Source organism: Amycolatopsis sp. 505 (assembly GCF_031625235.1).
GTDB lineage: Bacteria > Actinomycetota > Actinomycetes > Mycobacteriales > Pseudonocardiaceae > Amycolatopsis.
The window spans coordinates 247,150-268,969 of sequence record NZ_JACKQP010000004.1 but is presented as its reverse complement, the minus strand read 5'-3'; the positions used below and the strand labels follow the sequence as shown (position 1 = coordinate 268,969).

Here is a 21,820-nt window from a genome sequence, read left to right as displayed (position 1 = left end):
GACCGGAGGTGACCGGATGAGCTTGCTGACCCCTGCCGACCTGGACGGGTGGCGCCTGCCGAACCGGGTCGTCGTGGCCCCGACGACCCGGGCGCGCGTCCCCGGCGGAGTGCCCGGCGACCTCCAGGTCGCCTACTACGCGCAGCGCGCCGGCGCCGGGCTCATCGTGGCCGAAGGCACTTGGGTGAGTGAACGGGCCGTCGGCTTTTCGGACGTTCCCGGCGTGTACACCGAAGCCCAGGTCGACGGGTGGCGGCGGGTCACGGACGTCGTGCACGCGCTCGGCGGCCGGATCGTGCTGCAGCTGTGGCACACCGGGGCGGTTTCGCACCCGCACTTCCTCGGCGAGCGGCCGGCCGGGCCGTCGGCGGTGAACCCGGACGAGCCGGTGTACCTGCCGTCCGGGCGCGGCCCGACCGGCACGCCGCGCGAGCTGAGCGTGGCCGAGATCCGGGCGACGGTCGCGGATTACGGCACGGCGGCGGAGAACGCCCGGCGCGCCGGGTTCGACGGCGTCGAGATCGCGGCCAACGGCGTGTACCTGCTCGCGCAGTTCCTGCACCCGCGGCTGAACCACCGCACCGATGCCTACGGCGGGTCCGCGGCCGCTCGTCGCCGGTTGCTCGCCGAGGTGGTCGACGCGGCCGCCGCGCACGGCCGGGTCGGCGTCCGGCTTTCGCCGTGGTGGACCGGCGGACTGTTCACCGTGGACGATGCGCTGCGGGCCGAGTACGACGAACTGGTCGCCGGGCTCGACGCGGACTACCTGCACCTGCGGGGTCCCGACACCGGGCCGGACTTCGCGGGTTTCGCTCGCTATCGGGACCTGTTCGATGGCCTCCTCATCGTCAACAACGGCTTCGACCGCGAGACCGGCGACGCGGTGATCGACGCCGGGATCGCGGACGCGGTGTCGTACGCGCGGCACTTCGTCGCGAATCCGGACCTGGTGACGCGGTTCGCGCTCGGGCATCCGCTCGAAGCCGCCGACCCGGCGACGTTCTACGGCGGCGGGGCGGCCGGTTACCTGGATCAGGCGGTGCTAATCCCGTGACCACACCGCCAGTTCGCTGCCGCCGGGCTCGCGGAAGTGGAAGCGCCGCCCGCCCGGGAAGGCGAACGGCTCCTTCGTGACCACGCCGCCCGCGGCCGCCACCGCCTCGCGGGCCGCCGGCAGGTCGTCGGTCCGGATCGTGAGCAGGGGTGCGCGGGGTTGTTCTGCCGCGTCCGCTTGGAAACCCAGCGTGAGGCCCTCGGCCCGGACGTCGGTGTAGTCCGGTCCGTACGGGGTCGCCTTCCAGCCGAACGCGCGCTCGAAGAACCGCCCGGACGCCTCGGCGGACGTGGACGGAAACTCCGCGAAGTCGATTTCGAACATGACCCGACGCTAGCGGCGACCACCGACAAAACCGCGCGAGCGCGCCACCGCCAGCCCGCCGAGGACGAGGGCGACCGCGCCGATCACCAGGTCCACGTAGCCGCCGACGATCCCGTAGCCGGTGCCGGGCCCGCCCTTCGCGGTGGCCACGACCCACCCGCCGATCACGACGGAAACGACGCCGCTCGCCAGGGCCGCGACGGCTCCCCGGCCGCGGCGCAGGGCCAGCACGCCCGCGACCACCCCCGCCACTCCGAACACCACGGCGATCAAGGACCAGAGCCGTCCCGGGGTCAGGTCGTAGGCACTGGCCGCGGCGAGGACATTCATGAGGTGCTCCTTCTGTTCCGGATCGGACGCCGGAAGCATGGCCGCCCGCCCCCGGGCCCGTCGTTGTGCGCGAGCAGGCACTTCGCGCTGCCGCGGACGTCGCAGGAAACGGAGGACTACCGCGGGCGCAGTAGCCGGGAAATGCGCTTCACGCACGACTTCGCCGGGCGGGCGCCCGGTTAGGGTTCGGGGATGAGCCGTGCGCAGGTCGTCGACGGGGTGATCGCCGCCGGGGTCGCGGCGGCCCTGGTGGTCGCCGGGCGGTCCGCGACGCACGCTTCCACGGACCTCGACGTCCTGGGGTACGCGGCGCTGGCCGCCGGCGGGCTGGCCCTGGCCGCGCGCCGCCGGGCGCCGGTCGCCGTGCTGGCCGCGACCGCGCTCTGCGCGCTCGCCTACCAGGTCGCCGGGTTCGAAGTGCCCGTCGTCGCCTACCTCTTCGCCGTGTACGCCGCCGTCCGGGCGGGGCACCGGATCGCCGCGGTCGTCGCTTCGGTGCTCATGCTGGCCGCGGTTCCGCTGGCGCTCCTGGTATCCGGCGTGCCCGACACCGGCGCGGCGTTCACGCAGTCGCGCGACGTCCTCCAGCTGGCGTGGCTGATCGCCGCGGGGGCGGCGGGGGAGGCGTTGCGGCAGGCCGAGCGCCGGGCCGACGAGGCCGAACGCACCCGTGAGGAGACCGCGCGGCGGCGTGCGGACGAGGAACGGCTGCACATCGCCCGTGAGCTGCACGATTCGCTGACCCACCAGATCTCCGTCATCAAGGTGCAGGCCGAAGTCGCCGTCCACCTGGCCCGCAAGCGCGGCGAAGACGTGCCCGAGGCGCTGCTGGCCATCCGCGACGCCGGCCGCGAGGCGACCCGGGAACTGCGCGCGACCCTGGAGGCGCTGCGCGACGACGACAAGGACCCGCCGCGCGGGCTCGACGACGTCCCCGACCTCGTGCGCCAGGCCCGGACCGGCGGCCTCGACGCACAGCTGACCGTCGAGGGCACGCACGACGCCGTGCCGGTTGCGGTCGGCCGGACCGCCTACCGGATCGTCCAGGAGTCGCTGACCAACGTCGCCCGGCACGCCGCCGCGGACACCGCGTCGGTCCGGATCGACCACCGGCCCGGCGCGCTGGTCATCCGCGTCGACGACAACGGAAAGGCCACAGTGGACAGTGCACCGGGCGTCGGCCTGACCGGGATGCGCGAGCGCGTCACGGCGTTGGGCGGCCGGCTCGAAGCCGGGCCTCGCCGCGGAGGCGGCTTCCGCGTCCAGGCCGAACTCCCGGTGGACCCGGCGTGATCCGCGTCCTGCTGGCCGACGACCAGCCGCTCATCCGCAGCGGGTTCCGCGCGCTGCTCGACGTCGAAGCCGACATCGAGGTCGTCGCCGAAGCCGGTGACGGCGGCGAGGCGGTGCGGCTCGCGCTGGAGCACCGGCCGGACATCGCGCTCGTCGACGTCCAGATGCCCGGCGTCGACGGCATCGAGGCGACCCGGCGGATCGCCGCGGACCCGGCGCTGGCCGGGGTGCACGTCGTCATCCTGACCAACTACGGCCTGGACGAGTACGTCTTCGAGGCGCTGCGCGCGGGTGCGGCCGGGTTCCTCGTCAAGGACATCCAGCCGGAGGACTTCCTGCACGCGGTGCGCGTCGCGGCGCGCGGGGACGCGTTGCTGGCGCCGTCGATCACCCGCAAGCTGATCGACCGGTACGTGACCCAGCCGCTCGTTCCCGGGGCGGGGCTGGCGGAACTGACGAACCGGGAGCGCGAAGCCGTCACGCTCGTGGCGCGCGGGTTGTCGAACGAGGAGATCGCCGGACGGATGGTGATCAGCCCGCTCACCGCGAAGACGCACGTCAACCGGGCCATGATGAAGCTGCGAGCGCGGGATCGGGCACAGTTGGTGGTGTTCGCCTACCAGTCGGGGCTGGTGGTGCCGCAGTGAGTGACGTGAGAACCACGGCGACAACCAGCGACCCTGATCTGCCGCCCGAAGGCGTTCGAACGGGGCTCAAGACCGCGCCCGCCCGGCTGCAGTGGGCGATGAACGCCTGCCTGGCGCAGCAACCTCACCGTTCGCGCCCGTCTGGATCGCCGAGATGGTGTCGCGTCAGGCGGGACGGCCCGCGCCCGCGTAGTCGTCGCCCTTCGAGTGGTACGTGTGGATCTGGATGGCCTGGCCCTCGGTCGGCGCGTTGATCATCAGGCCGTTGCCCAGGTACAGGCCGACGTGGTGGATGCGGGTCGCCGGGCTGCCGTAGAACACCAGGTCGCCGAGGCGGGGCTCCTGGGTGGCCGGTACCGGGGGGAGCGCGCGGAACTGGCTGTCCGCCGTCCGCGGCAGGGCGACGCCCGCGCTGTCGTACGACGCCTTCGTCAGGCCGGAGCAGTCGAAGCCCGCCGCGCCCGCGTCGGGGCCGTTGCCGCCCCAGACGTACGGGAGGCCGAGCTGACCCAGCGCGAAGCGGGTCGCGCGGACCCGCGGCGAGTCCGCCGATGCCGGGTCGAGGGACAGCGTGGCGTACAGCTGGGCCATGCCGAGCACGCGCTGGCGGAACAGCTCGGCCCCGTCGCCGGGGTGGTACGCCGCGATCGCCTTCCACCAGCCGGGGCCGGCGCCGAGGTCCGTGCCGCCCGCGCACAGCGCCCGGCCGGCCGCGACCGGCGCGTCGGAGCCGTACTTCTTGGCCTGCGCGCCCGAGAGACCCAGCAGGTTGCCACCACTGCGGCCGTGGTTCGATGCCGCCGCGCCGACGCCGGCCAGGGTGACCCACGAGAGGTGGCACGACGGGTCTTCGCCGCGGAGCGTCAGCTCGCCGTTCGCGTAGCCGACCAGCGCGTCGGCGGGGATGTCGAGGGGGCCGGCCAGCTGGTCCGCCCACTGCCGCAAGGGGCTCTTGCCGCCCTGGCCGGACGCGCCCTGGCCAGGCTCCTGCGCCTTCACCGGTGCGCTGACTTCGAGGACCGACGGGCCCGACGCCGCGTCGCGCACGACCGGCGGGGGCGCCGGGGCGGCCGCGGGTTCCGGCGAGCGGTCGGCCAGCAGCCAGCCCGCCGTGACGAGCCCGGCGACGAGCGGCAGCGCCACCAGGCCGCGCAGCGCCGCGCCGCGGGCCCACGAAGTCTGCTTCGCCGTCACGGGTTCCAACTTAGAAGAGCGCACCTCTTGGTGAACGACTGAGTAGCTTGCACGTTAGGGGGACTCCCATATTGTGGGCACATGCCTGAGATCGACGCCGGGCGGCTGACCGCGGCGCTCCAAGATCGTTACGCGAAGATCGACGTCGTCGAGCGCACCGGGTCCACCAATGCTGACCTGCGAAAAGCCCTCGAAGACGGCGCCGCGGACCGGACCGTCCTGCTCGCCGAAGAGCAGACAGCGGGAGTCGGCAGGCGGGCACGTTCGTGGAGCTCGCCGAAGGGTGCCGGGCTGTACCTGAGCGTCGCACTCCGGCCGGGTGTCCCCTTCGCGGTGCTCGGCTCACTGTCCGTCGTCGCCGGGCTCGCCGTCCGGGCCGCCGCTGCCTCCGTCGGGGTGGACGCCGTGCTCAAGTGGCCGAACGACGTCCTCGTCGACGGCGCCAAGTGCGCCGGCATCCTCGCCGAGGCCGTCGCCGGGGACGCCCCGTCGATCGTGCTCGGCATCGGCCTCAACGTCCTGCCCCTCGGCGACGTCCAGCCGGGCCCGGGCGGCCTGCCCGCGACGTCGCTGGCCGAACAGGGTGCCACGAACACCGACCGCACCGACGTCGCGATCGCGCTGCTCACCGGGTTCGCCGACCTGGAGCGGCGCTGGCGGCTGGCCGGCGGCGACCTCACCGAGGCGGGGCTGCTCGGCGACTACCGCGCCCACTGCGCGACCCTCGGCCAGGACGTCGAGGTGCAGCTGCCGGACGGCTCCGCGCTGACCGGCCGCGCGGCCGACATCGACGCCGCCGGCCAGCTGCAGATCGACGTGGCGGGCGGGCAGCGGCACACCGTCTTCGCGGGTGACGTGGTCCACGTCCGTCCGGCCTGATTTGTCGGGGCGTCCGCGCCCACCACCTGCTCGCTCGCCGGTACGGTGAGACGACACCGCCGCACCGACCTTGGGAGCGTCCGCCGTGGCCTATCCGGACGATTTGCTCAGCGAGCAAGAGCACGTCGTGGTGCACAGTCACCCGCACTTCAAGATGCTGATCTTCCCGACGCTCGCGCTGCTGGTCACCCTGGGTGCGGGCACCTGGCTGGCGATCCTGGCGAAGGACGCGTCCTCGCCGTGGAACTCGGTCGGGCTGATCGCCATCGGGGTCGTCGCGCTCGTGCTGATCGTGTGGCTGTTCCTGGCGCCGCTCGTGCGCTGGCGGACCACCCACTTCATCGTGACGACGGACCGGCTGATCGCCCGCGAGGGCGTCCTCAAGCGCACCGGCATCGACATCCCGATGGGCCGGATCAACAGCGTCCAGTTCGAGCACGGCCTGCTGGACCGGGTCTTCGGCTGCGGCACGCTCATCATCGAGTCGGCGTCGGACGAGCCGCTGCGCTTCGAGGACATCCCGCACGTCGAGAAGGTGCACACGGTCATCTACCGCGAGGTCAACGACAACCCGTACGACGACTACCGGCCGGGCGCCCAGCAGACCACGCCCCTGCCGCCCCAGGGCGGCGGGCACCCGCCACGTGGCGAGAGACGGCGCTGATGGGCACGCGCGAACTGGGCCTGCCCGAGCGGGTCCCCTCGGCGGGCGACCTGCCGGACCGGGTCACCATCTGGGAGGTCGGCCCGCGCGACGGGCTGCAGAACGAAAAGGCGATCGTCCCGGTCGAGGTCAAGCTCGAGTTCCTCGACCGGCTGGCCGGCGCCGGGCTCACCACGCTGGAGGCGACCAGCTTCGTCCACCCGAAGTGGGTGCCGCAGCTGGCCGACGCCGAGCAGCTGCTGGCCCGGCTCGACCGCCGCGAAGGCGTCCGGTACCCGGTGCTGGTGCCGAACGAGAAGGGCCTGAACCGGGCCCTCGACGCCGGTGTCGAGCACATCGCGATCTTCGCCAGCGCGACGGAGACGTTCGCGCGCAAAAACCTCAACTCGTCGCTGGACGAACAGTTCGCGATGTTCGAACCGGTCGTCACACGGGCCCGGGAAGCGGGCCTGGACGTCCGCGGGTACCTGTCGATGTGCTTCGGCGACCCTTGGGAAGGTGTCGTGCCGGCGAAGCAGGTCGCCGCCGCCGGCCGCCGGCTGCTGGACATGGGGTGCTCGCAGCTTTCCCTGGGCGACACCATCGGCGTCGCGACAGCCGGGCAGGTCGAGACGCTCATCGGGCTGTTCGGCGACGTCGGTGCTTTGGCGGTGCACTTCCACGACACCTACGGCCAGGCGCTCGCCAACACCCTGGCGGCGCTCCGATGTGGAGTGTCGACTGTGGACTCGTCGGCGGGCGGGCTCGGCGGCTGCCCGTACGCCGAATCGGCCACCGGGAACCTCGCGACCGAGGACCTGGTGTGGATGCTGGAGGGTCTCGGGGTGGCCACCGGCGTCGACTTGGACGCGCTGGTGGCGGCCAGCGCGTGGATGGCGGGACAGCTCGGCCGCCCGAGCCCGTCCCGCGTGGTCGCCGCATTGAGCTGACCTAGTCGCGCCCTGGGGGAAGGGGTGCGGTATCAAGGGGGACCGGCAGCGCCGCGGCCGCGTCGAACAGCGTGTGCCCGCCGGGCACCGACCGAGCCGGAGGATGGGTGTGACCGAGCCTTCCGAGGCGGGCTCCGAACCGGGCGAGGGCGACCTCGACACCGGGCCGGTGCAGCTGCCCGGGTACGGCCTGGCGGATTCGGGTGCCTTCGAAGAGGCCCCCACCCCGCCCTCGGGCAACCCCGCGGCCTGGCCGCACGCGGTGTCGCCGCTGCTGCCGCCGTTCCAGCTGCCCCCGGCCCCGCCGCCTCCACCGACGCCGGCCCCGCTGCCCCCGCCGCCGGTGGCCGGGCCGCCGCCGGTCGCGGGCCCGCCGCCGAACCCGGGCTCGCCCGCGCCGCTGCCGCCGCTGGGCTCGCCGCGCACGGAACGGGAAAGCGTCGTCGCGCTGTTCCTGGTGCACATGTTCCCGATCGGGCACCTCCCGGTGGCGATGGACAAGCCTGCGCGCCAGCTGCCGCTGCCCGACGACCCCGACGGCTTTCCGCCGAACGACCACCCGGACGCCCGGCTGATCTTCGACGACCAGGCCCTCACCAACGTCACCGCGGGCTTCCGCCGCTCGCCGACCGCACCGTCACGGCCGGTGCCGCGGCACCTGAAAGAGGGGTACGTGCCGTATGCGCGGGCGACGCAGGCGGTGTGGATCCGCCGGTTCGTCGTCGGGCACAGCGATCTCGGCCCCGAGTACGCGTGGCCGCCGGGCGAGCAGTACCCCGAGGGCAGCGTGGACTGGCCCGAGCCGGTGATGGTCCCGGTCAACACGGTCCTCGACCGCTTCGGCCCGGCCTACGGGCGGATCCTCTACGAGGACGGCACGCCGTTCGCGGAACGCTCGCTGCCACCGGCGTTCCTGGACGCCGAGTACCGCCGGTACGTCGTCGTGCGCAAGGTGCCGATGTGGCGCTCGGAGACCGCGAACTGGTACGGCCAGGTCGGCGGCGGCACCCGGTACCGTGCCCTCCTGGCGGCCGACGAACTGGTGACCCTCGGCTACCTCGCCGAGGCCAAGGGGGAAGAGGACTGATGAACACCCAGTCGATCCAGCGGTGGCTCGGCGTGCTGGGCGTGCCGCCGGAGGTCGTCTCGCTCGGCGCCGAGGTCGACAACGCCTGGTGCCTGATGCAGGGCGAGGACGAGGCGTGGGAGGTGTTCTGGCGCGAGCAGGGCAACCGCTACGACTGGGCGCGGTTCACCAGTGAGCAGGTGGCCTGCCACTACCTGTTCGGGCGGCTCGCGTGGGCGCAGGTCGCCCGCGGCGCCGTCGGCCTGCTCCCCGGCTCCTGACTACCGCTTCAGGATCGCCAGAGCCTCTTCGTGCAGCCGGCCGTTCGTCGAGAGCGCGCTCCCGTTGTCGTACCGCCCGACGCCGTCCAGGTCGCTGAAGCGGCCGCCCGCCTCCGTCACGATCACCTGCGCGGCCGCGACGTCCCACGGGTTGACGACGCACTCGGCCGCCACGTCCAACGCGCCTTCGGCCACCAGCACGTGGTGCCAGAAGTCGCCGAACGCGCGGGTCTCCCAGCACGCGTCCACCAAGCCCAGGTACTTGTCGCGCGAGTGGTACTCGACCCACGAGTTCAGGTCCGTTGTGGACAGATAAGCGTCCGAAAGGGACGAAACCTGCGAAACCGACAGCTTCCGCGTCCCGGCGGCGTCCGAAGAGAACGCTCCGGCGCCCGCAGCCGCCCACCAGCGGCGGCCCAGCAGGGGTGCGCTGATCATGCCGACCACCGGGTCGCCGTCCGAAACCAAGGCGATCAGGGTCGCCCAAACGGGTACTCCGCGCAGGAAGTTCTTGGTCCCGTCGATCGGGTCGAGCACCCACGCGCGGCCGGTCGCCGCCGAGCCGCCGCGTTCCTCGCCGAGCACCGCGTCGCCGGGGCGTTCCGCGGCCAGCAGGGCCCGGATCGCGTCCTCGACCGCGGTGTCGGCGTCGGTCACCGGGGTGCGGTCGGGCTTGCGCTCCACCGCCAGGTCCAGGGCGCGGAACCGCGCCGTCGTGATCGCGTCGGCGGCGTCGGCCAGCCGGGTGGCGAGAGCCAGATCATCTTCGTAGCCAGGCACGGTCACGATGTTTTCACGCCCGTGCGCCGTAGAGTTGGCCAGGTGAGCATGGTCCTACTTGCCGAAGACGATCCGGCCATCGCCGAACCGCTCTCCCGCGCCCTCGAACGCGAGGGATACGAGATCCACGTCGTCACCGACGGCCCTTCGGTGCTCGATGCCACCGCCGCCCAGCGCGTCGACCTGCTCGTGCTGGACCTCGGCCTGCCCGGGATGGACGGCCTGGAGGTTTGCCGCCGGCTCCGCGCGGCCGGGACCGAGCTGCCCGTCCTCATGCTCACCGCCCGCACCGACGAGGTCGACTTCGTGGTCGGCCTGGACGCGGGGGCCGACGACTACGTCGCCAAGCCGTTCCGGCTCGCCGAACTGCTGGCCCGGATCCGCGCGCTGCTGCGCCGCCGGGTGCCCGAGGTCCTGGAGGCCGGCGGGGTGCGGATGGACCTCGGCGCCCGGCTGGTCACCGTGGACAACCACGAGGTCCAGCTGGCCAACAAGGAGTTCGAGCTGCTGCGCGTGCTGATGACCCGCGCCGGGCAGGTCGTCAGCCGCGACGAGATCCTCGCCGAGGTCTGGAACGACCTCGAGTCGAAGACGTCCAAGACGCTCGACATGCACATGTCGTGGCTGCGCCGGAAGCTCGCCATCGCCGCCGACGAGGCCGCCGGCCGCACCAGCAAGAGCCACGACGGCGAGCGGCGGATCGCGACCGTCCGCGGCGTCGGCTTCCGCTTCAACGCCGAATAAGCCGTGCGCCGCCGCATCCTGCTGGCCATCCTGCTGGCCGTCGCGGTCAGCTCGGCGGTCCTCGGCATCCCGCTGGGCATCGTGGCGAGCTGGCAGATCGAGTCCAGCTACCGCGAGACGCTCGCGGAGAACGCCCGCGCGGCGGCGGCGATCCTGGACACCGAAATCGCCAACGGCCAGGAGATCGACCTCGACCAGGTGCGCGCGGCGGTCCCGGCGAACGGGCTGCTCACCGTCCGGGCCAGCGGCCAGAGGGAGAAGCGCTACGGCAGCAGTCCCGGCCCCGACACCGTCACCGAGACGGCCGACCTGGCCCGCGACGGCAAAGTCGAGATCGCCGTCCCGGCCGGCCCGATGCACGACCGGCAGACGACGGTCACGCTGGTCGTCGTGCTGCTGGTGCTGCTGTCGATCGGCACCGGCGCGGTGGTGGCGATCGCGACGGCCAGACGGCTCGCGAAGCCGCTGCGGCACGTGGCCGAGCGCGCGGCCCGCCTCGGCGGCGGCGACTTCCGGCCCGACCCGAGCCGCTACGGCGTCGGCGAGCTCGACATGGTCGCCGAAGCACTGGACGCGTCCGGCACCGCACTGGCCCAGCTCGTGCAGCGGGAACGCCAGCTCGTCGGGGACGTCTCGCACCAGCTGCGCAGCCGGCTGACGGCGTTGCAGCTGCGGCTGGAACCGCTGACCGTGCACCCGGACGAGGAGGTGGCCGACGAGTCGAAGGCCGCCCAGGAGCAGGCGGACCGGCTCGCGGAGGCGCTCGACGAGCTGCTCGCGGCCGCCCGTGCGGCGCGTGAGGTCGGCGCGGAGCCGGTGGACCTGCCGACGCAGCTGCCGGAGATGGCGCAGGAATGGCGCGAGCTGCTGCGTTCGGAGGGCCGCAACCTGCGCACGCGCGTGGCCGACGGCCTGATGGCGCGGGCGACGCCGGGCCGGCTCCGCGAGGTCGTCGGGGTGCTGCTGGACAACGCGCTGCGCCACGGCTCGGGCACGGTCACCCTCATCGCCCGCCGCGGCGACGCCGAGGGCACGGTGGTGATCGAGGTGAGCGACACCGGCCCCGGCGTCCCGGACGAGCTGGCGCCGCACATCTTCGAGCGGGGATTCTCCGGCGGCGGCTCGACGGGGGTGGGCCTGGCGCTGGCGCGGGCCCTGGTCGAGGCGGACGGCGGCCGCCTGGAGCTGTCGAACCGGCGACCGGCGGTGTTCAGCCTGTTCCTGAAGGTGCCGCGGCCGAGCGACGTCCCCGAGGTGCGCTGGCCGGCCGAGCGCGTCCCGCGGTAGGCGACGCGCCCGGCCGTCGGCTCAGATCAGGCCTTCCCGCAGCGCGTAAGCCACCGCGTGCGAGCGGTTCCGCAGCTGGAACCGGTTGGTGACGTCGTGGAGGATGCTCTTCACCGTGCGCTGCGAGTAGCACAGCTCGTCGGCGATCTCCTGCGTCGAATACCCCGCCGCGACGAGCCGCAGGACTTCCGTCTCCCGGTCGCTCATGCCGCCCAGGCGCAGGCCGCGCGGCTGGAGCACCTGGCGCTGCAGCCGGGAAACCCGGTTCAGCAGCCGGCCGAGCAGGTCGGGCGGCAGCGCGCCCTCCCCGGCGGCCGCGGCCTTGATCAGGCGGACGAGGACGTCCGGGCCCGCGTCGGCGCGCCGGGCGACCGCGCAGACGCCGTGCTCGACCGCGTTGAGGATCTCGTTGTCGTCGACGTCGCCCGCGATCAGCACGATGCGGGTGAAGCCCTGGTGGTGCAGCGCGGACAGCAGCCGGGTCATCGCCTCGTCGAGCCGGTCGGCGACCAGCAGCGCGACCAGGGCCGTGCCGTCGTCCACCACCCGGACGTCGTCGCGGGACCGCAGCGCCATGCAGACGCCGTCGTGCAGGATCGGATCGGTGGCGCGGACCACCACCGGGGTCCGGTCGGTTTCGAACATCGTTCCCCATTCCCCTCGAACGGTGCAGGCTGCCCAGCCTGCCCGCTCGGGTGTCCCGGGCGCATGGGACCGGCGTCCCGATGTTGCCCGGGCGACTGCCTCTCAGGACCGGCCGAGGCCCGCGTCCCTGGCCCGGACGATCGCCTCGGCGCGGTCGGCCACGTGCAGCTTGGCGAAGACGTTCGAAATGTGGTTCCGCACGGTTTTCGGGCTCAGGCACAGCGTGCCGGCGATGAAGCTGTTGCTGTGCCCGGCCGCGATCAGCGCGAGCACCTCGCGTTCGCGCCCGGTCAGCTCCGGGAACACCGGCTCGCTGACCGGCGGCTGGTTGAAGAAGGCGAGCACGCGGTTCGCGATGTCCGGGCCGAAGATGGCCTCGCGCCGGGCGACCGCCTGGACGGCCCGGATGATCTCGTCCGGCTCGGCGTCCTTGAGCAGGTAGCCGCGGGCACCGGCGCGCATCGCCGCGAAGACCGACTCGCTTTCGTCGGCCATCGTCAGCATCAGCACGCCGGTGCCCGGGTTGGCCGCCACGATGTGCCGGGTCGCCTGGATCCCGGACAGGTCGGGCAGGTGCAGGTCCATCACGACGACGTCCGGGCGGAGGGTGGCGGCGGAGGCGACCGCGTCGGCCCCGCCGGCGGCCTCGCCGACGACCTCGATGCCGGGTTCGGCGGCGAGCAGCGTGCCCACGCCGATCCGGAACAGGGGATGGTCGTCCACGACGAGGACGCGCAGGTCGCTCATCCGCCCCACCTCCCCCTGGTCACTCCTGGTGATGGTACGCGGACGCGTTCTCCCGTGCCCAGACCGCGAAGGTCAGCGGCGGCCGGCCGAGCAGCCGCTCGACGGTGTCGAAGACGACGTGTTCGTGCGGGGCGGACTCGCGCTTGAGGGCGAAGAGGCCGTCGACGGCCTTCGCGGGCCAGCCGTACGTCCGGATCAGCCGGTCCTTCGCGGCGCTTTCGGTTTCTTCGACGTACTTCAGCGGACGGCCGATCGCCTCGGACAGGATGGCGACCTGCTGCTCGGCGGTGAGGGCTTCGCCGCCGGTGAGCCCGTAGGTCGCGCCTTCGTGCCCGGACGTCGTGAGGACGAGCGTCGCGACCTCGGCGATGTCGCGGACGTGGACCAGCGCGGACGGCGGATCGGTTTCGGGCACGTACACGGCGTTTTCTTCGCGGATCGAGCCGATCCAGGCGAGCCGGTTGTCCATGAAGGCGCCGGGCCGCAGGATGGTCCAGGACGGTCCGGCTTCGCGGACGGCCTGCTCGGCTTCGGCGTGGGCGCGGGAAATCGCGTCCTGCTGTCCGAAGTGGACACCCGTGGTGGACAGCTTGACGAGGTGGGTGACGCCGGCCCGGGCGGCGGCCTGCGCGACCGCCGCTTCCCGGTCGGCGCTGTGCCCCTGGGTCAGCACGAACACGCGGTCCGCGCCGGCCAGCAGGGCGGGCAGGTCCGAGGTGTCGAGGTCGCCGCGGACCACGTCGGCGCGCGGGTCGATCCGGGCCTTCGCCGGGTCGCGGGTCAGCGCGCGGACGTCCGCACCGGCGTCGAGCAGGGCGGGGACGAGGTGGCGGCCGACCTTGCCGGTGGCGCCGAGGACGAAGATCATCGTGGGTTCTCCTTATCGGGAAAGGGGGACGTGGGGGAGCGCGAACGCCGTGACGAGGCCGAGCGCGAGCACGGGCAGCAGCGCGAGGAAGACGCCGTGGGTGCCGGCGTGGTAGGCGAAGCCCAGCGCGACCGGGCCGAGGGCCGAGCCGAGCGCGCGGGCGAGGTTGACGCCGGCGGCGACCGCACCGCGGTCCGCGGCGGGGGCGGTGTTCTGCGTGGCCATGGCGAGCACCTGCAGGTTGAGCCCGGCCGCGAAGCCGAAGACGACCAGGCAGCCGAGGACCTGCGGGAGGCCCTCCAGCGTGAGCAGGCCGAGCACCGCGAGCAGGCCGAGCGCCATGCTCAGCCGCGGTGCCCAGCGGTAGGCGCCGGTGCGGGCGATGACCTTGCTGGCGACGACGGAGGCGACGGACACGGCGAGCGTCATCGGCAGCAGCCGCAGCCCGCCTTCCGCCGGACCGGCGTCGGCCTGCAGGTAGACCGCGATGTAATTGACCGAGCCGAGGAACGCGAACCCGGCGAGCACGCTGAGCAGCACGGACACGGTGAACGTGCGGTCGCGGAACAGCCGCAGCGGCAGCACGGGCGCTTCGGCCCGCCGTTCGACGACCACGAACACCACGGCCGCGACCGCGCCGAGGCCGAGCGACCACGGCGTGAGCAGGGTGAACCCGGTGATCGCCGTGCCGAGCAGGAGCACGCCGGCGAAGTCGAACGGCGCTTCCCGGCGCCGGGTCGACAGGTCGAGCGTCTTCAGGCAGGCCAGGGCGACGAGCCCGAGCGGAAGGTTGATCAGGAAGATCGACCGCCACCCGGCGACGCCGGTGAGCAGGCCGCCGACCACCGGCCCGGCGAGCGAAGCGACGGCGAAGCAGATCGAGAACCAGCCGAAGTACTTCGCGCCTTCGCGGGGCGAGAACATCTCGCCGAGCGAAGCGCCGACGGAGATGAAGAGGCCACCGGAACCGGCGCCCTGCAGTACGCGCCCGGCAACCAGGAACGCGGCCGACGGCGCCAGGCCGCAGGCGAGCGAGCCCAGCAGGAACAGGGCGAGTGCGCCCAGGAGCACACGTTTGCGGCCGAAGACGTCACCGAGCTTGCCGTAGAGGGGCGCGGTGGCGCTCCCGGCGAGCAGGTAGGCGGTGGTGACCCAGGCGTAGGCGCCGGTGCCGCCGAACTCGGCGGCGATCCGGGGCAGCGCGGTGGCGACGACCTGGGCGTCGAGCATCGCGAGGAAAACGGACAGGAACAGGCCCGTGAGGGCAGCTTTCAGGGCGCGCGAAGGCGCGATCGTGCTCAAGAGAAAACCTTGTTTCGTCAGAAGGGACGAGAGATGCGGACGCGTCGGAAACGCGCCCCGTCGAGTCGGGAAAAGGCTCCATCGTCATCCGCGAACGGATGCGACCTCTTCGCGCTCGGAAACCACCTCGAATCGTCCCGCTCGCCCGGCCGAACCCGGACGGCGTCCTCTACGCAGGAACACTGACGAAGATGACTCTAGACAAGTACATGTCTGAAGACAAGTATTTTTTCAGGGCAGGCGGCTGACCTGGTCGCTGTCCCGGCGCCGCTCGCCCAGCTCGTCCGGGAACACCCACTTCTTGAAGCCCCAGAAGCGGAAGAACATCGCCAGCAGCATGCCGATGATCGACCCGCTCGCGAAGTCCGCGACCTCCTGGACCAGGAACGTCACGTGCGGGACCTCGAGGTCGAGCACGTACCGCGAGATGACCAGGGGAACCAGGTTGACGCCCACCGCGATGCCGCTGATGACGAAGAACAGGGCGGCTTCGTGGTGCCGCTCGCGCCCGCCGCGGGTCCGGAAGGACCACTCGCGGTTGAGGATGTAGGACACGATGGTCGCGACGATGATCGCGATCGCCTTCGCCGTGGTCGGCTTCGGCTCCAGCACCGTCAGCTTCAACGCGTACCAGACGCCGTTGTCGACCACGAACGTCGTGCCGCCCACGATCGCGAACTTCAGCAGCTCCCGGTGCTTGATCAGCACCGAACGCAGTGGTTCCGGCGTGCGCTTGAGCACGGTTTCCACAACGGTCACACCACGCAGTCTAGGAGAACACCGCGTTTACCTGTGGTTCAGGCGGCACTGCTGCCGTGAATGTCCGGATATCGGGCGGCTGCGTCAGCCGGTCAGCCAGCCGAACGCCTTCTCGGGGGTGACGGTCGGCGGCTTTGCCCCGGGTTTCCCGCCGGACCGCGGCGGTGCGCCGGTCGTGGTCGTGGTCGTGGACACCGGCGGCTCGCTCGTCGGCTCGTCCGGCGTCGTGGCCGGTGGCTTCGACGTCGGCTTGGTCGGGGTCGGCTTCGGCTTGGACGGCGTCGGCTTCGGGACCGACGGCGTCGTCGGGGCCGGCACCGGGTCCTTGCCGCACCAGTGGCGCCAGCAGCCGAAGTCCACGGTGACCCGCGGCGCCGTCGCCCGGCCGAGCAGGCCCTCGACCGTCGCCCGGCCGTCGTTCGGTCGGCTCTTCAGCTGGACCCACAGGTTGACGTGCTGGCCGGGGGCCAGTGCGCTCTTCGTCGTGCAGGTCGCGCCCGTGCCCGTCGACGTGCAGGGGAAGTCGCGCAGGCTCCACCACTGCTTGAGCGGGGCGTCGAAGGTGACCGTGACCGGCTTGGCCGTCTGGCCGGTGTTGTGGACCGTCACGTAGATCCGCGGGTGGGGGAACCACGGGAACATCGAGATCGGGTCGGTGTGCGCTTCCAGGACCACGGCGTCCGGCGGGACCTTCACGGTGACCTTGACGCTCACCGCGACGGAGATCTGCACGCCGGCCGTGACCGAGCCGGTCACCGTGCCGCCTTCGGCGTCTTCGTCGGCCTGCAGGCGGAAGTTCAGCGTCGCGCTCTGGCCGGGCTGCAGGCCGGCGCCGGTCTTGCAGGTGACCGTGCCCTCGCCGCCGGGGCAGTTCACCGAAACCGGGCCGGGGGCCTGCGCTCGGGCGGCCGGGGCGCCGCCACCGCCGGTCTCGACCGCGCGAACCCCGCGCGGGAGCTTGAGCGCGACCGCCACCGGCTCGGACACGCTGCCGCCGTCGTTGCGCACGGTGATCGGGAGGTTCGTCGCGGTGCCCGGGCTGAGCTCGACGCCGTCCGGCGGGGTCGTCGCGGACATCGACGGCGGCGCCGGAGCGGGCGGAGCCGGCGCGGGCGGCGGGGCCGGGGCGGGCGGGGCGACCGGCGGCGGAGCGGGCTCGACCGGCGGTGCCGCGGGCGGGGCCGGGGGCTGGGGTGCCGGGGGTTCGACCGGCGGAGCGGCGGGCGGGGCCGGGGGCTGCGGCTTCGGGGCCGGCGGTTGGACCTGCTGGGCCGGCGGCGGTACCGGGGCGGCGACCGGGACCTCCTGCGCCCCGCCGCCCGCGGCGAGCGCGATGACGACGGCCGCGACGACCGCGGCGCCCGAGGCGGCGACCCCGGCGAACTGGCGGGGCCCGCCGGCCGCGGCTCCCGCGCCCGCACCGGCCTTGCCGCCCGCCGCCGCGGCACCGGCGGCGGCCGCACCCGCGGTGGCCGCCGTGGCCGCGCTCGCCTTCGCGGCGCCGATCGTGGCGAGGTAGCCCAGCGCGGCGCCGCCCAGGACGATCGGGGCGATGATCGCGCGCAGCCCGCCGTTGACGTCGGCCAGCTCCGCGGCCAGCGCCCGGCACCGGTCGCACTCGTCGAGGTGGCTCTCCACCTGGGCGCGCTCCCGTTTGGACAGTCCGTCGCGGGTCCACGCGCCGAGCCGCTCGGCGCAGGCGCGGCAGCGTTCCTCGGCGTTCTCCTGCAGGTGGACCTGCAGGTACGCCTGGCGGAGGCCTTCGCGGGCGCGGTAGGCGAGCGCGGAGACGCCGTTCGCGGTCAGGCCCAGCAGCGGCGCGACCTCGGCCGGGCTCTGCTGCTCGATCTCGGTGTGCCAGAGCACCGCCTGCCAGCGTTCCGGCAGCCGCGCGAACGCCTTGGCGGCCATCGTCCGCTCGAGGCCGGCGACCGCGGTGTCGGAGAACGGCACGGTCAGCGCCTCGGCCGCGGCGCCGCCGACCTCGGTCATGTCTTCGTTGAGGTCGACCCGGCGTTCCTTGCGGGTGCGGTCGTACGCGGTGTGACGCAGGGCGGTGAGCAAGTACGCCCGGAAGGCTGTGTCCGGCCCCTTGCCGCCACGGAGCGTGTCGAGCACCTTGGCGAACGCCTCGGACACGAGATCGTCGGCTTCGGAGCTGGAGCGGGCCAGCTGGCGGGCCAGATTGCGGGCCGCGCCGGTGTGCCGTTCGTAGAGCGTCCCGTACGAGTCGATCTTCCCGGAGCGGACCTCCGCGATCAGCTCGGCGTCACTCTTTCCGCTGAGATCGGCGGGAACGGTGGACACGGCACTCCTCGGTCGGCTAGAGCCAGGACCTGCCATTACAGGCCGATCCGGGACGCGAGACAAGTGTGACTGACCCGCCTCCGGCGGTCACGTCGTGGTGGGGGTGATGACTCCGACGGCGGAGCAAAATCACCCACCCCCGGGCCCGCCCGGGGAAAAGCGCCGAGACAAAAACTGGTCAGTACGCGTCACGGGGCCCACCGGGGTGCGTCCTCATCGTGAAGCACCGAACAAGATCGTTGCGAACCGGACGAAAGGGGCGGGTGGCCAGTGGATGTTCCGGCTGCGCGACCCGGCTCCGGTGACACCCCGTCCACGCCGGCCGAGCGGGACGCCTCCCTGCGTGCGCTGCGGGCCCGCTGGCGCACGGCCAGCCTCGCCGCGGGCTGGCGGTTCCCCAGCGACTGGGCCCTGCCCGAGGTCGACGCCGTCTGCGCGGCGGTGATGGCGAAGGGCCGCGTCGAAGCCGCCGAAACCGCGCTGGCCGGCCTGGCCAGGGCCCGCGCGGCGGCCGGTGCGGGGCTCGCGGAGACCCTCGCCGACCTCGCCGCGCTGCACGCCGTGCTCGGCCACAGCGGCGACGGGTTCGTCTCGCCGGACGTCGACGCCACGCCGGCGCGGCTGCTCCGGACCACCGCGCTGGCCTGGGCCGACGTCGCCACCGACCAGCTCGTGCACACCGAGGTCACCGACCCGCTGACCGGCCTGCCGTCGGCCGCCTACCTGCGCACCCGGCTCGCGGAGGTCTACCGCGCCGCCGAGGCGCGCGAGCGGCCGGCCGCCGAAGACCACGTGCTGCTCGTCGTCTCGCTCGACCTCAGCGCCGTCGCCGGGTTCCCGCGGCTGACCGGGATGATCCTGGTCGCGGACGCGCTGCGGACGGTGTTCGACAGCGGCCAGAGCGTCGCCTCGCTGGGCCCGTCCGTCGTCGCGGCCCTGGTCCCGAAGGACGAGCGGGTCGCTTCGCAGGGGGTCGCGTTGCGGCGGGCGTTGCACGAGCGGCTGCAGGTCGACGCCCAGCTGGCGGACGTCGGCCGTCCGCGCGTCTCGGCGGTGCGGCTGCCGGCCACCCACGAGCTCGCCTGCGACCTGCTGGCCCACCTGGCGCGCGCGTAGAACACCGGAAAGTCCGGTTTCGCCCGGACCCTTCCGACCGGGACCGGGCCGGTCATGATTTCCTGGTGCGGTGACCCGGACCGTACCCACCGACGTCGACGGCGAGATCGCGGCCAGACCCCAGCACCGGCTGGCCCTTCGGAAATCACTCGCCCGGCTGTCCGTCCGCCCGCGGTCGATCCTGATCCTGTCGGTGATTCCGCTGGTCGCGATCGGGTACGGCATCTACGGCTGGCAGCACGACTGGGTGCTCGGCGTCGACAGCGCGGTCTACCGCGCGGGCGCCCTCACCCTGCTGCACGGCGACTCCCTCTACGACGCGAACACGCTGCCCAACGAGCCGTGGTGGGCGCTCCTGCCGTTCACCTACCCGCCGACGGCGGCACTGATCTTCGTCCCGCTCGCGGCGTTCCCCACGCAGATCTCGTGGGGCCTGATCACGGCCGTCTCGCTGGGGGCGATGGCGCTGTCGATCCGGATCGCCATCGGCGCGCTGCCGCGCCCGGCCGCGGACGGCCCGCGCTGGTGGGCCTCGCCCGCCCGCTCGACCATCGTGTTCTTCCTGGTCTTCCTCGGCCTCGAGCCGGTCTGGCGGACGATCTTCCTCGGCCAGATCAACCTGATCCTGATGGCCATGATCCTGCTCGACATGCTGGTCATCGGCGCGCGGGGGAGCCGCTGGGGCGGCGTGCTGGTCGGCGTCGCGGCGGCGATCAAGCTGACGCCGCTGGTGTTCCTCGGGCACCTGTTCATCACCGGCCGCCGCATGGACGCGCTGCGCGGGCTGGCCACGTTCATCGTGCTCCAGGGCCTGATGTTCCTGATCAACGCGCACGACGCGGCGAAGTACTGGACCGTCACGCTGCCGGACACCGGCCGGATCGGACCGGTGCACTGGGCGGGCAACCAGTCGCTCAACGCGCTGATGAACCGGGCCACCGACCTCGCGCCGTGGGCGTCGAAGGCGGCGATGGGCATCGGCTTCCTGCTCGCCGTCCCGGGGCTGTGGCTGCTGCTGCGGTTCCACCGCAAGGGGCAGGCGCTGGCCGCGATGCTCGTGACGGCGTTCTGGACGCTGCTGATCTCGCCGATCTCGTGGACGCACCACTGGGTCTGGGTGATCCCGCTGATCGTGCTGCTGGTCTCGCGGCTGCCGAAGACCACCCCGAAGACGGCGTGGAAGCGCTGGGTCGGGACCGGGCTGGTGGCGTTCGTGTTCGTCAGCTGCGTGCTGCTGATCCTGCCGAACGGCCGCAACGTCGAGCTGCACTGGAAGGTGTGGCAGAACGTGCTGGGTGACGCGTACATCCTGATGCCGGTCGTGCTGGCCCTCGCGCTCATCCTGCGCTGGGGGCTGTTGCGGCGGGCGCGGAAGAAGGCGGCCGCGGATGCCGACGTCCCCGCCGGGGTCTGAGGCGCGCACCGGCCGCGTCCTCGCCGGGGTTCTCGCTCTCCTCGTCCTGGCCTTCGGGGTGGTCGGCTGGCTGGCCGGCTGGCACCTGGGCGCGGACAGCGCCGTGTACCGTGCGGGGGCGTTGACGCTGCTGCACGGCGACCCGCTCTACACGCGGGACGTGCTGACCGCGCTGCCGGACTGGGTGCGCCTGCCGTTCACCTACACACCGGCCGCCGCGCCGCTCTTCCTGCCGCTCGCCCTGGTGCCGTCGGGGTTGGTCTGGGGCGTGATCGCGGTTTTGTCGGTGGTCGGTCTTATGGTCGTCATCACGGTGGTTTCGTCGCCGCCGGGGGGCTCGTCGCTTCTGGGAAGAAGCCGGTGGGCCTTGCCGGCGGGAACGGCCGTCGCGCTGGCGCTGGAACCGGTGTGGAAGACGCTGTTCCTGGGCCAGATCAACTTGATACTGATGGCGTTCGTGGTGCTGGACGTCCTGGTGCTGTCGGCGCGGAGGTCGCGCTGGGCGGGCGTGCTGATCGGCGTGGCAGCGGCGATCAAGCTGACCCCGCTGATCTTCGTGCCGCACCTGTTCTTCACGGGCCGGTGGAAGGACGGGCTGCGGGCCCTGGGCACGTTCGCGGCGCTCGAAGCGGTGATGTTCGCGATCATCCCGGCCGACGCGGTGCGGTTCTGGCGGGATTCGGCGACCGACCCGAGCCGGGTCGGGTCGGTGCACTGGATCTTCAACCAGTCGCTCAACGGGCTGGTCAACCGGGCCTCCGCGCTGGCGCCCTGGTCGCTGGCGGTGGCGGTCGGAGTGGCGGCGGTGCTCGCCGTGCCGGCGGTGTGGCTCGTCGTGCGGCTGCACCGGCGTGGCGAGGACGCGGCCGCGTTGCTCGTGACGGCGTTCTACGGGCTGTTGCTGTCGCCCGTGTCGTGGTCGCACCACTGGGTGTGGTGCGTGCCGTTGATCACGCTGCTCCTGGTGAAGGCGCGGTGGTGGGCCGCGGCGGCCGTCACGGCGCTGTTCGTCTCGCAGGTCGTGATGCTCGTGCCCAACGGCGGGGACGTCGAGTTCGGCTGGGGCCTGGGGTGGTCGGTCCTCGGCAACGGCTACGTGCTCGCGGCGGCCGGCGGCATCCTGGGGCTCGCGGCGCGTGAGCTTCGTCTGGTCCGGCGGTCACCCCAGGTCGTGACCGTTTAGGCTGACT

The 21,820-nt window shown here is 72.9% G+C and carries 23 protein-coding genes; 13 read left to right on the top strand and 10 right to left on the bottom strand.

Going from position 1 to position 21,820, the window contains the following annotated elements; genetic code table 11:
- The first annotated feature begins 16 nt into the window (after positions 1-16).
- A complete protein-coding gene (locus H5965_RS17150; RefSeq protein ID WP_310970970.1) occupies positions 17-1,054 on the top strand; it encodes an alkene reductase in 1,038 nt (345 codons plus the stop codon).
- Here the strand turns inward: H5965_RS17150 and H5965_RS17145 are convergent.
- Positions 1,043-1,378: a VOC family protein gene (locus H5965_RS17145; protein WP_310970969.1), complete on the bottom strand. Its 336-nt coding sequence runs from the start codon at positions 1,376-1,378 to the stop codon at positions 1,043-1,045. The two genes, H5965_RS17150 and H5965_RS17145, sit on opposite strands and share 12 nt — an antisense overlap.
- A 9-nt stretch (positions 1,379-1,387) precedes the next feature.
- On the bottom strand, positions 1,388-1,708 hold the full coding sequence (locus tag H5965_RS17140) for a DUF6223 family protein (RefSeq protein ID WP_310970967.1): 321 nt from the start codon (positions 1,706-1,708) through the stop codon (positions 1,388-1,390).
- Between the two features lie 192 nt (positions 1,709-1,900).
- On the opposite strand from H5965_RS17140, the gene H5965_RS17135 reads away from it, so the two are divergent.
- A complete protein-coding gene (locus H5965_RS17135; RefSeq protein WP_310970966.1) occupies positions 1,901-3,001 on the top strand; it encodes a histidine kinase in 1,101 nt (366 codons plus the stop codon).
- Complete coding sequence (locus H5965_RS17130; RefSeq protein WP_310970965.1) at positions 2,998-3,648, top strand: response regulator transcription factor; 651 nt, start codon at positions 2,998-3,000, stop codon at positions 3,646-3,648. The genes H5965_RS17135 and H5965_RS17130 overlap by 4 nt, the downstream gene beginning before the upstream one ends.
- 165 nt (positions 3,649-3,813) lie before the next feature.
- Here the strand turns inward: H5965_RS17130 and H5965_RS17125 are convergent, their stop codons facing one another.
- Positions 3,814-4,842: a C40 family peptidase gene (locus tag H5965_RS17125; protein ID WP_310970963.1), complete on the bottom strand. Its 1,029-nt coding sequence runs from the start codon at positions 4,840-4,842 to the stop codon at positions 3,814-3,816.
- Positions 4,843-4,923: 81 nt separating this feature from the next.
- Between H5965_RS17125 and H5965_RS17120 the strand changes: the two genes are divergently transcribed.
- The 5 genes from H5965_RS17120 (at position 4,924) to H5965_RS17100 (ending at position 8,661) form a co-directional block, all read left to right on the top strand.
- Positions 4,924-5,721, top strand: a complete 798-nt coding sequence (locus H5965_RS17120; RefSeq protein ID WP_310970961.1) for a biotin--[acetyl-CoA-carboxylase] ligase — start codon at positions 4,924-4,926, stop codon at positions 5,719-5,721.
- A gap of 85 nt (positions 5,722-5,806) precedes the next feature.
- A complete protein-coding gene (locus H5965_RS17115; RefSeq protein ID WP_310970959.1) occupies positions 5,807-6,385 on the top strand; it encodes a PH domain-containing protein in 579 nt (192 codons plus the stop codon).
- The gene (locus H5965_RS17110; RefSeq protein WP_310970957.1) at positions 6,385-7,314 is read left to right on the top strand and encodes a hydroxymethylglutaryl-CoA lyase; all 930 of its coding nucleotides are present in this window, start codon (positions 6,385-6,387) and stop codon (positions 7,312-7,314) included. Before H5965_RS17115 ends, H5965_RS17110 begins: the two co-directional genes overlap by 1 nt.
- Before the next feature lie 109 nt (positions 7,315-7,423).
- The gene (locus H5965_RS17105; RefSeq protein ID WP_310970955.1) at positions 7,424-8,401 is read left to right on the top strand and encodes a TNT domain-containing protein; all 978 of its coding nucleotides are present in this window, start codon (positions 7,424-7,426) and stop codon (positions 8,399-8,401) included.
- Positions 8,401-8,661 (top strand): hypothetical protein, encoded by a 261-nt coding sequence (locus H5965_RS17100; RefSeq protein WP_003105220.1) that lies wholly within the window; start codon positions 8,401-8,403, stop codon positions 8,659-8,661. Before H5965_RS17105 ends, H5965_RS17100 begins: the two co-directional genes overlap by 1 nt.
- On the opposite strand, the gene hisN is transcribed toward H5965_RS17100, so the two are convergent.
- Complete coding sequence (gene hisN / locus H5965_RS17095; protein ID WP_310970953.1) at positions 8,662-9,447, bottom strand: histidinol-phosphatase; 786 nt, start codon at positions 9,445-9,447, stop codon at positions 8,662-8,664. It lies immediately after the preceding gene.
- A 42-nt stretch (positions 9,448-9,489) separates the two neighbouring features.
- On the opposite strand from hisN, the gene H5965_RS17090 reads away from it, so the two are divergent.
- A complete protein-coding gene (locus tag H5965_RS17090) occupies positions 9,490-10,185 on the top strand; it encodes a response regulator transcription factor (protein WP_310971365.1) in 696 nt (231 codons plus the stop codon).
- A gap of 3 nt (positions 10,186-10,188) precedes the next feature.
- The gene (locus H5965_RS17085) at positions 10,189-11,472 is read left to right on the top strand and encodes an ATP-binding protein (RefSeq protein ID WP_310970951.1); all 1,284 of its coding nucleotides are present in this window, start codon (positions 10,189-10,191) and stop codon (positions 11,470-11,472) included.
- Between the two features lie 21 nt (positions 11,473-11,493).
- Here the strand turns inward: H5965_RS17085 and H5965_RS17080 are convergent, their stop codons facing one another.
- The 6 genes from H5965_RS17080 to H5965_RS17055 all read right to left on the bottom strand — a co-directional run bounded on the left by H5965_RS17080 (position 11,494) and on the right by H5965_RS17055 (position 18,100).
- A complete protein-coding gene (locus H5965_RS17080; protein WP_310970949.1) occupies positions 11,494-12,117 on the bottom strand; it encodes a response regulator transcription factor in 624 nt (207 codons plus the stop codon).
- 102 nt (positions 12,118-12,219) lie between these two features.
- Entirely contained in the window at positions 12,220-12,864 is a 645-nt protein-coding gene (locus H5965_RS17075; RefSeq protein ID WP_310970948.1) for a response regulator transcription factor, read from the bottom strand.
- 19 nt (positions 12,865-12,883) lie between these two features.
- Positions 12,884-13,732: an NAD(P)H-binding protein gene (locus tag H5965_RS17070; protein ID WP_310970946.1), complete on the bottom strand. Its 849-nt coding sequence runs from the start codon at positions 13,730-13,732 to the stop codon at positions 12,884-12,886.
- Positions 13,733-13,744: 12 nt separating this feature from the next.
- A complete protein-coding gene (locus tag H5965_RS17065) occupies positions 13,745-15,034 on the bottom strand; it encodes an MFS transporter (RefSeq protein ID WP_310970945.1) in 1,290 nt (429 codons plus the stop codon).
- A 231-nt stretch (positions 15,035-15,265) separates the two neighbouring features.
- Positions 15,266-15,793: a GtrA family protein gene (locus H5965_RS17060; RefSeq protein ID WP_310970943.1), complete on the bottom strand. Its 528-nt coding sequence runs from the start codon at positions 15,791-15,793 to the stop codon at positions 15,266-15,268.
- A gap of 84 nt (positions 15,794-15,877) precedes the next feature.
- Positions 15,878-18,100, bottom strand: coding sequence for a sigma-70 family RNA polymerase sigma factor (locus tag H5965_RS17055; RefSeq protein WP_310970942.1), 2,223 nt, complete (start codon positions 18,098-18,100; stop codon positions 15,878-15,880).
- A gap of 270 nt (positions 18,101-18,370) precedes the next feature.
- Here H5965_RS17055 and H5965_RS17050 point away from each other — a divergent pair, with 270 nt between their 5' ends.
- From H5965_RS17050 to H5965_RS17040, 3 genes are all read left to right on the top strand, one after another.
- Positions 18,371-19,216: a GGDEF domain-containing protein gene (locus H5965_RS17050; protein WP_310970941.1), complete on the top strand. Its 846-nt coding sequence runs from the start codon at positions 18,371-18,373 to the stop codon at positions 19,214-19,216.
- 70 nt (positions 19,217-19,286) lie between these two features.
- Positions 19,287-20,630 carry a glycosyltransferase 87 family protein gene (locus H5965_RS17045; protein WP_310970940.1) on the top strand — a complete coding sequence of 448 codons (1,344 nt, stop codon included), beginning with the start codon at positions 19,287-19,289 and terminating at the stop codon, positions 20,628-20,630.
- Positions 20,605-21,813, top strand: coding sequence for a glycosyltransferase 87 family protein (locus H5965_RS17040; protein WP_310970939.1), 1,209 nt, complete (start codon positions 20,605-20,607; stop codon positions 21,811-21,813). Before H5965_RS17045 ends, H5965_RS17040 begins: the two co-directional genes overlap by 26 nt.
- Positions 21,814-21,820 lie beyond the last annotated feature (7 nt).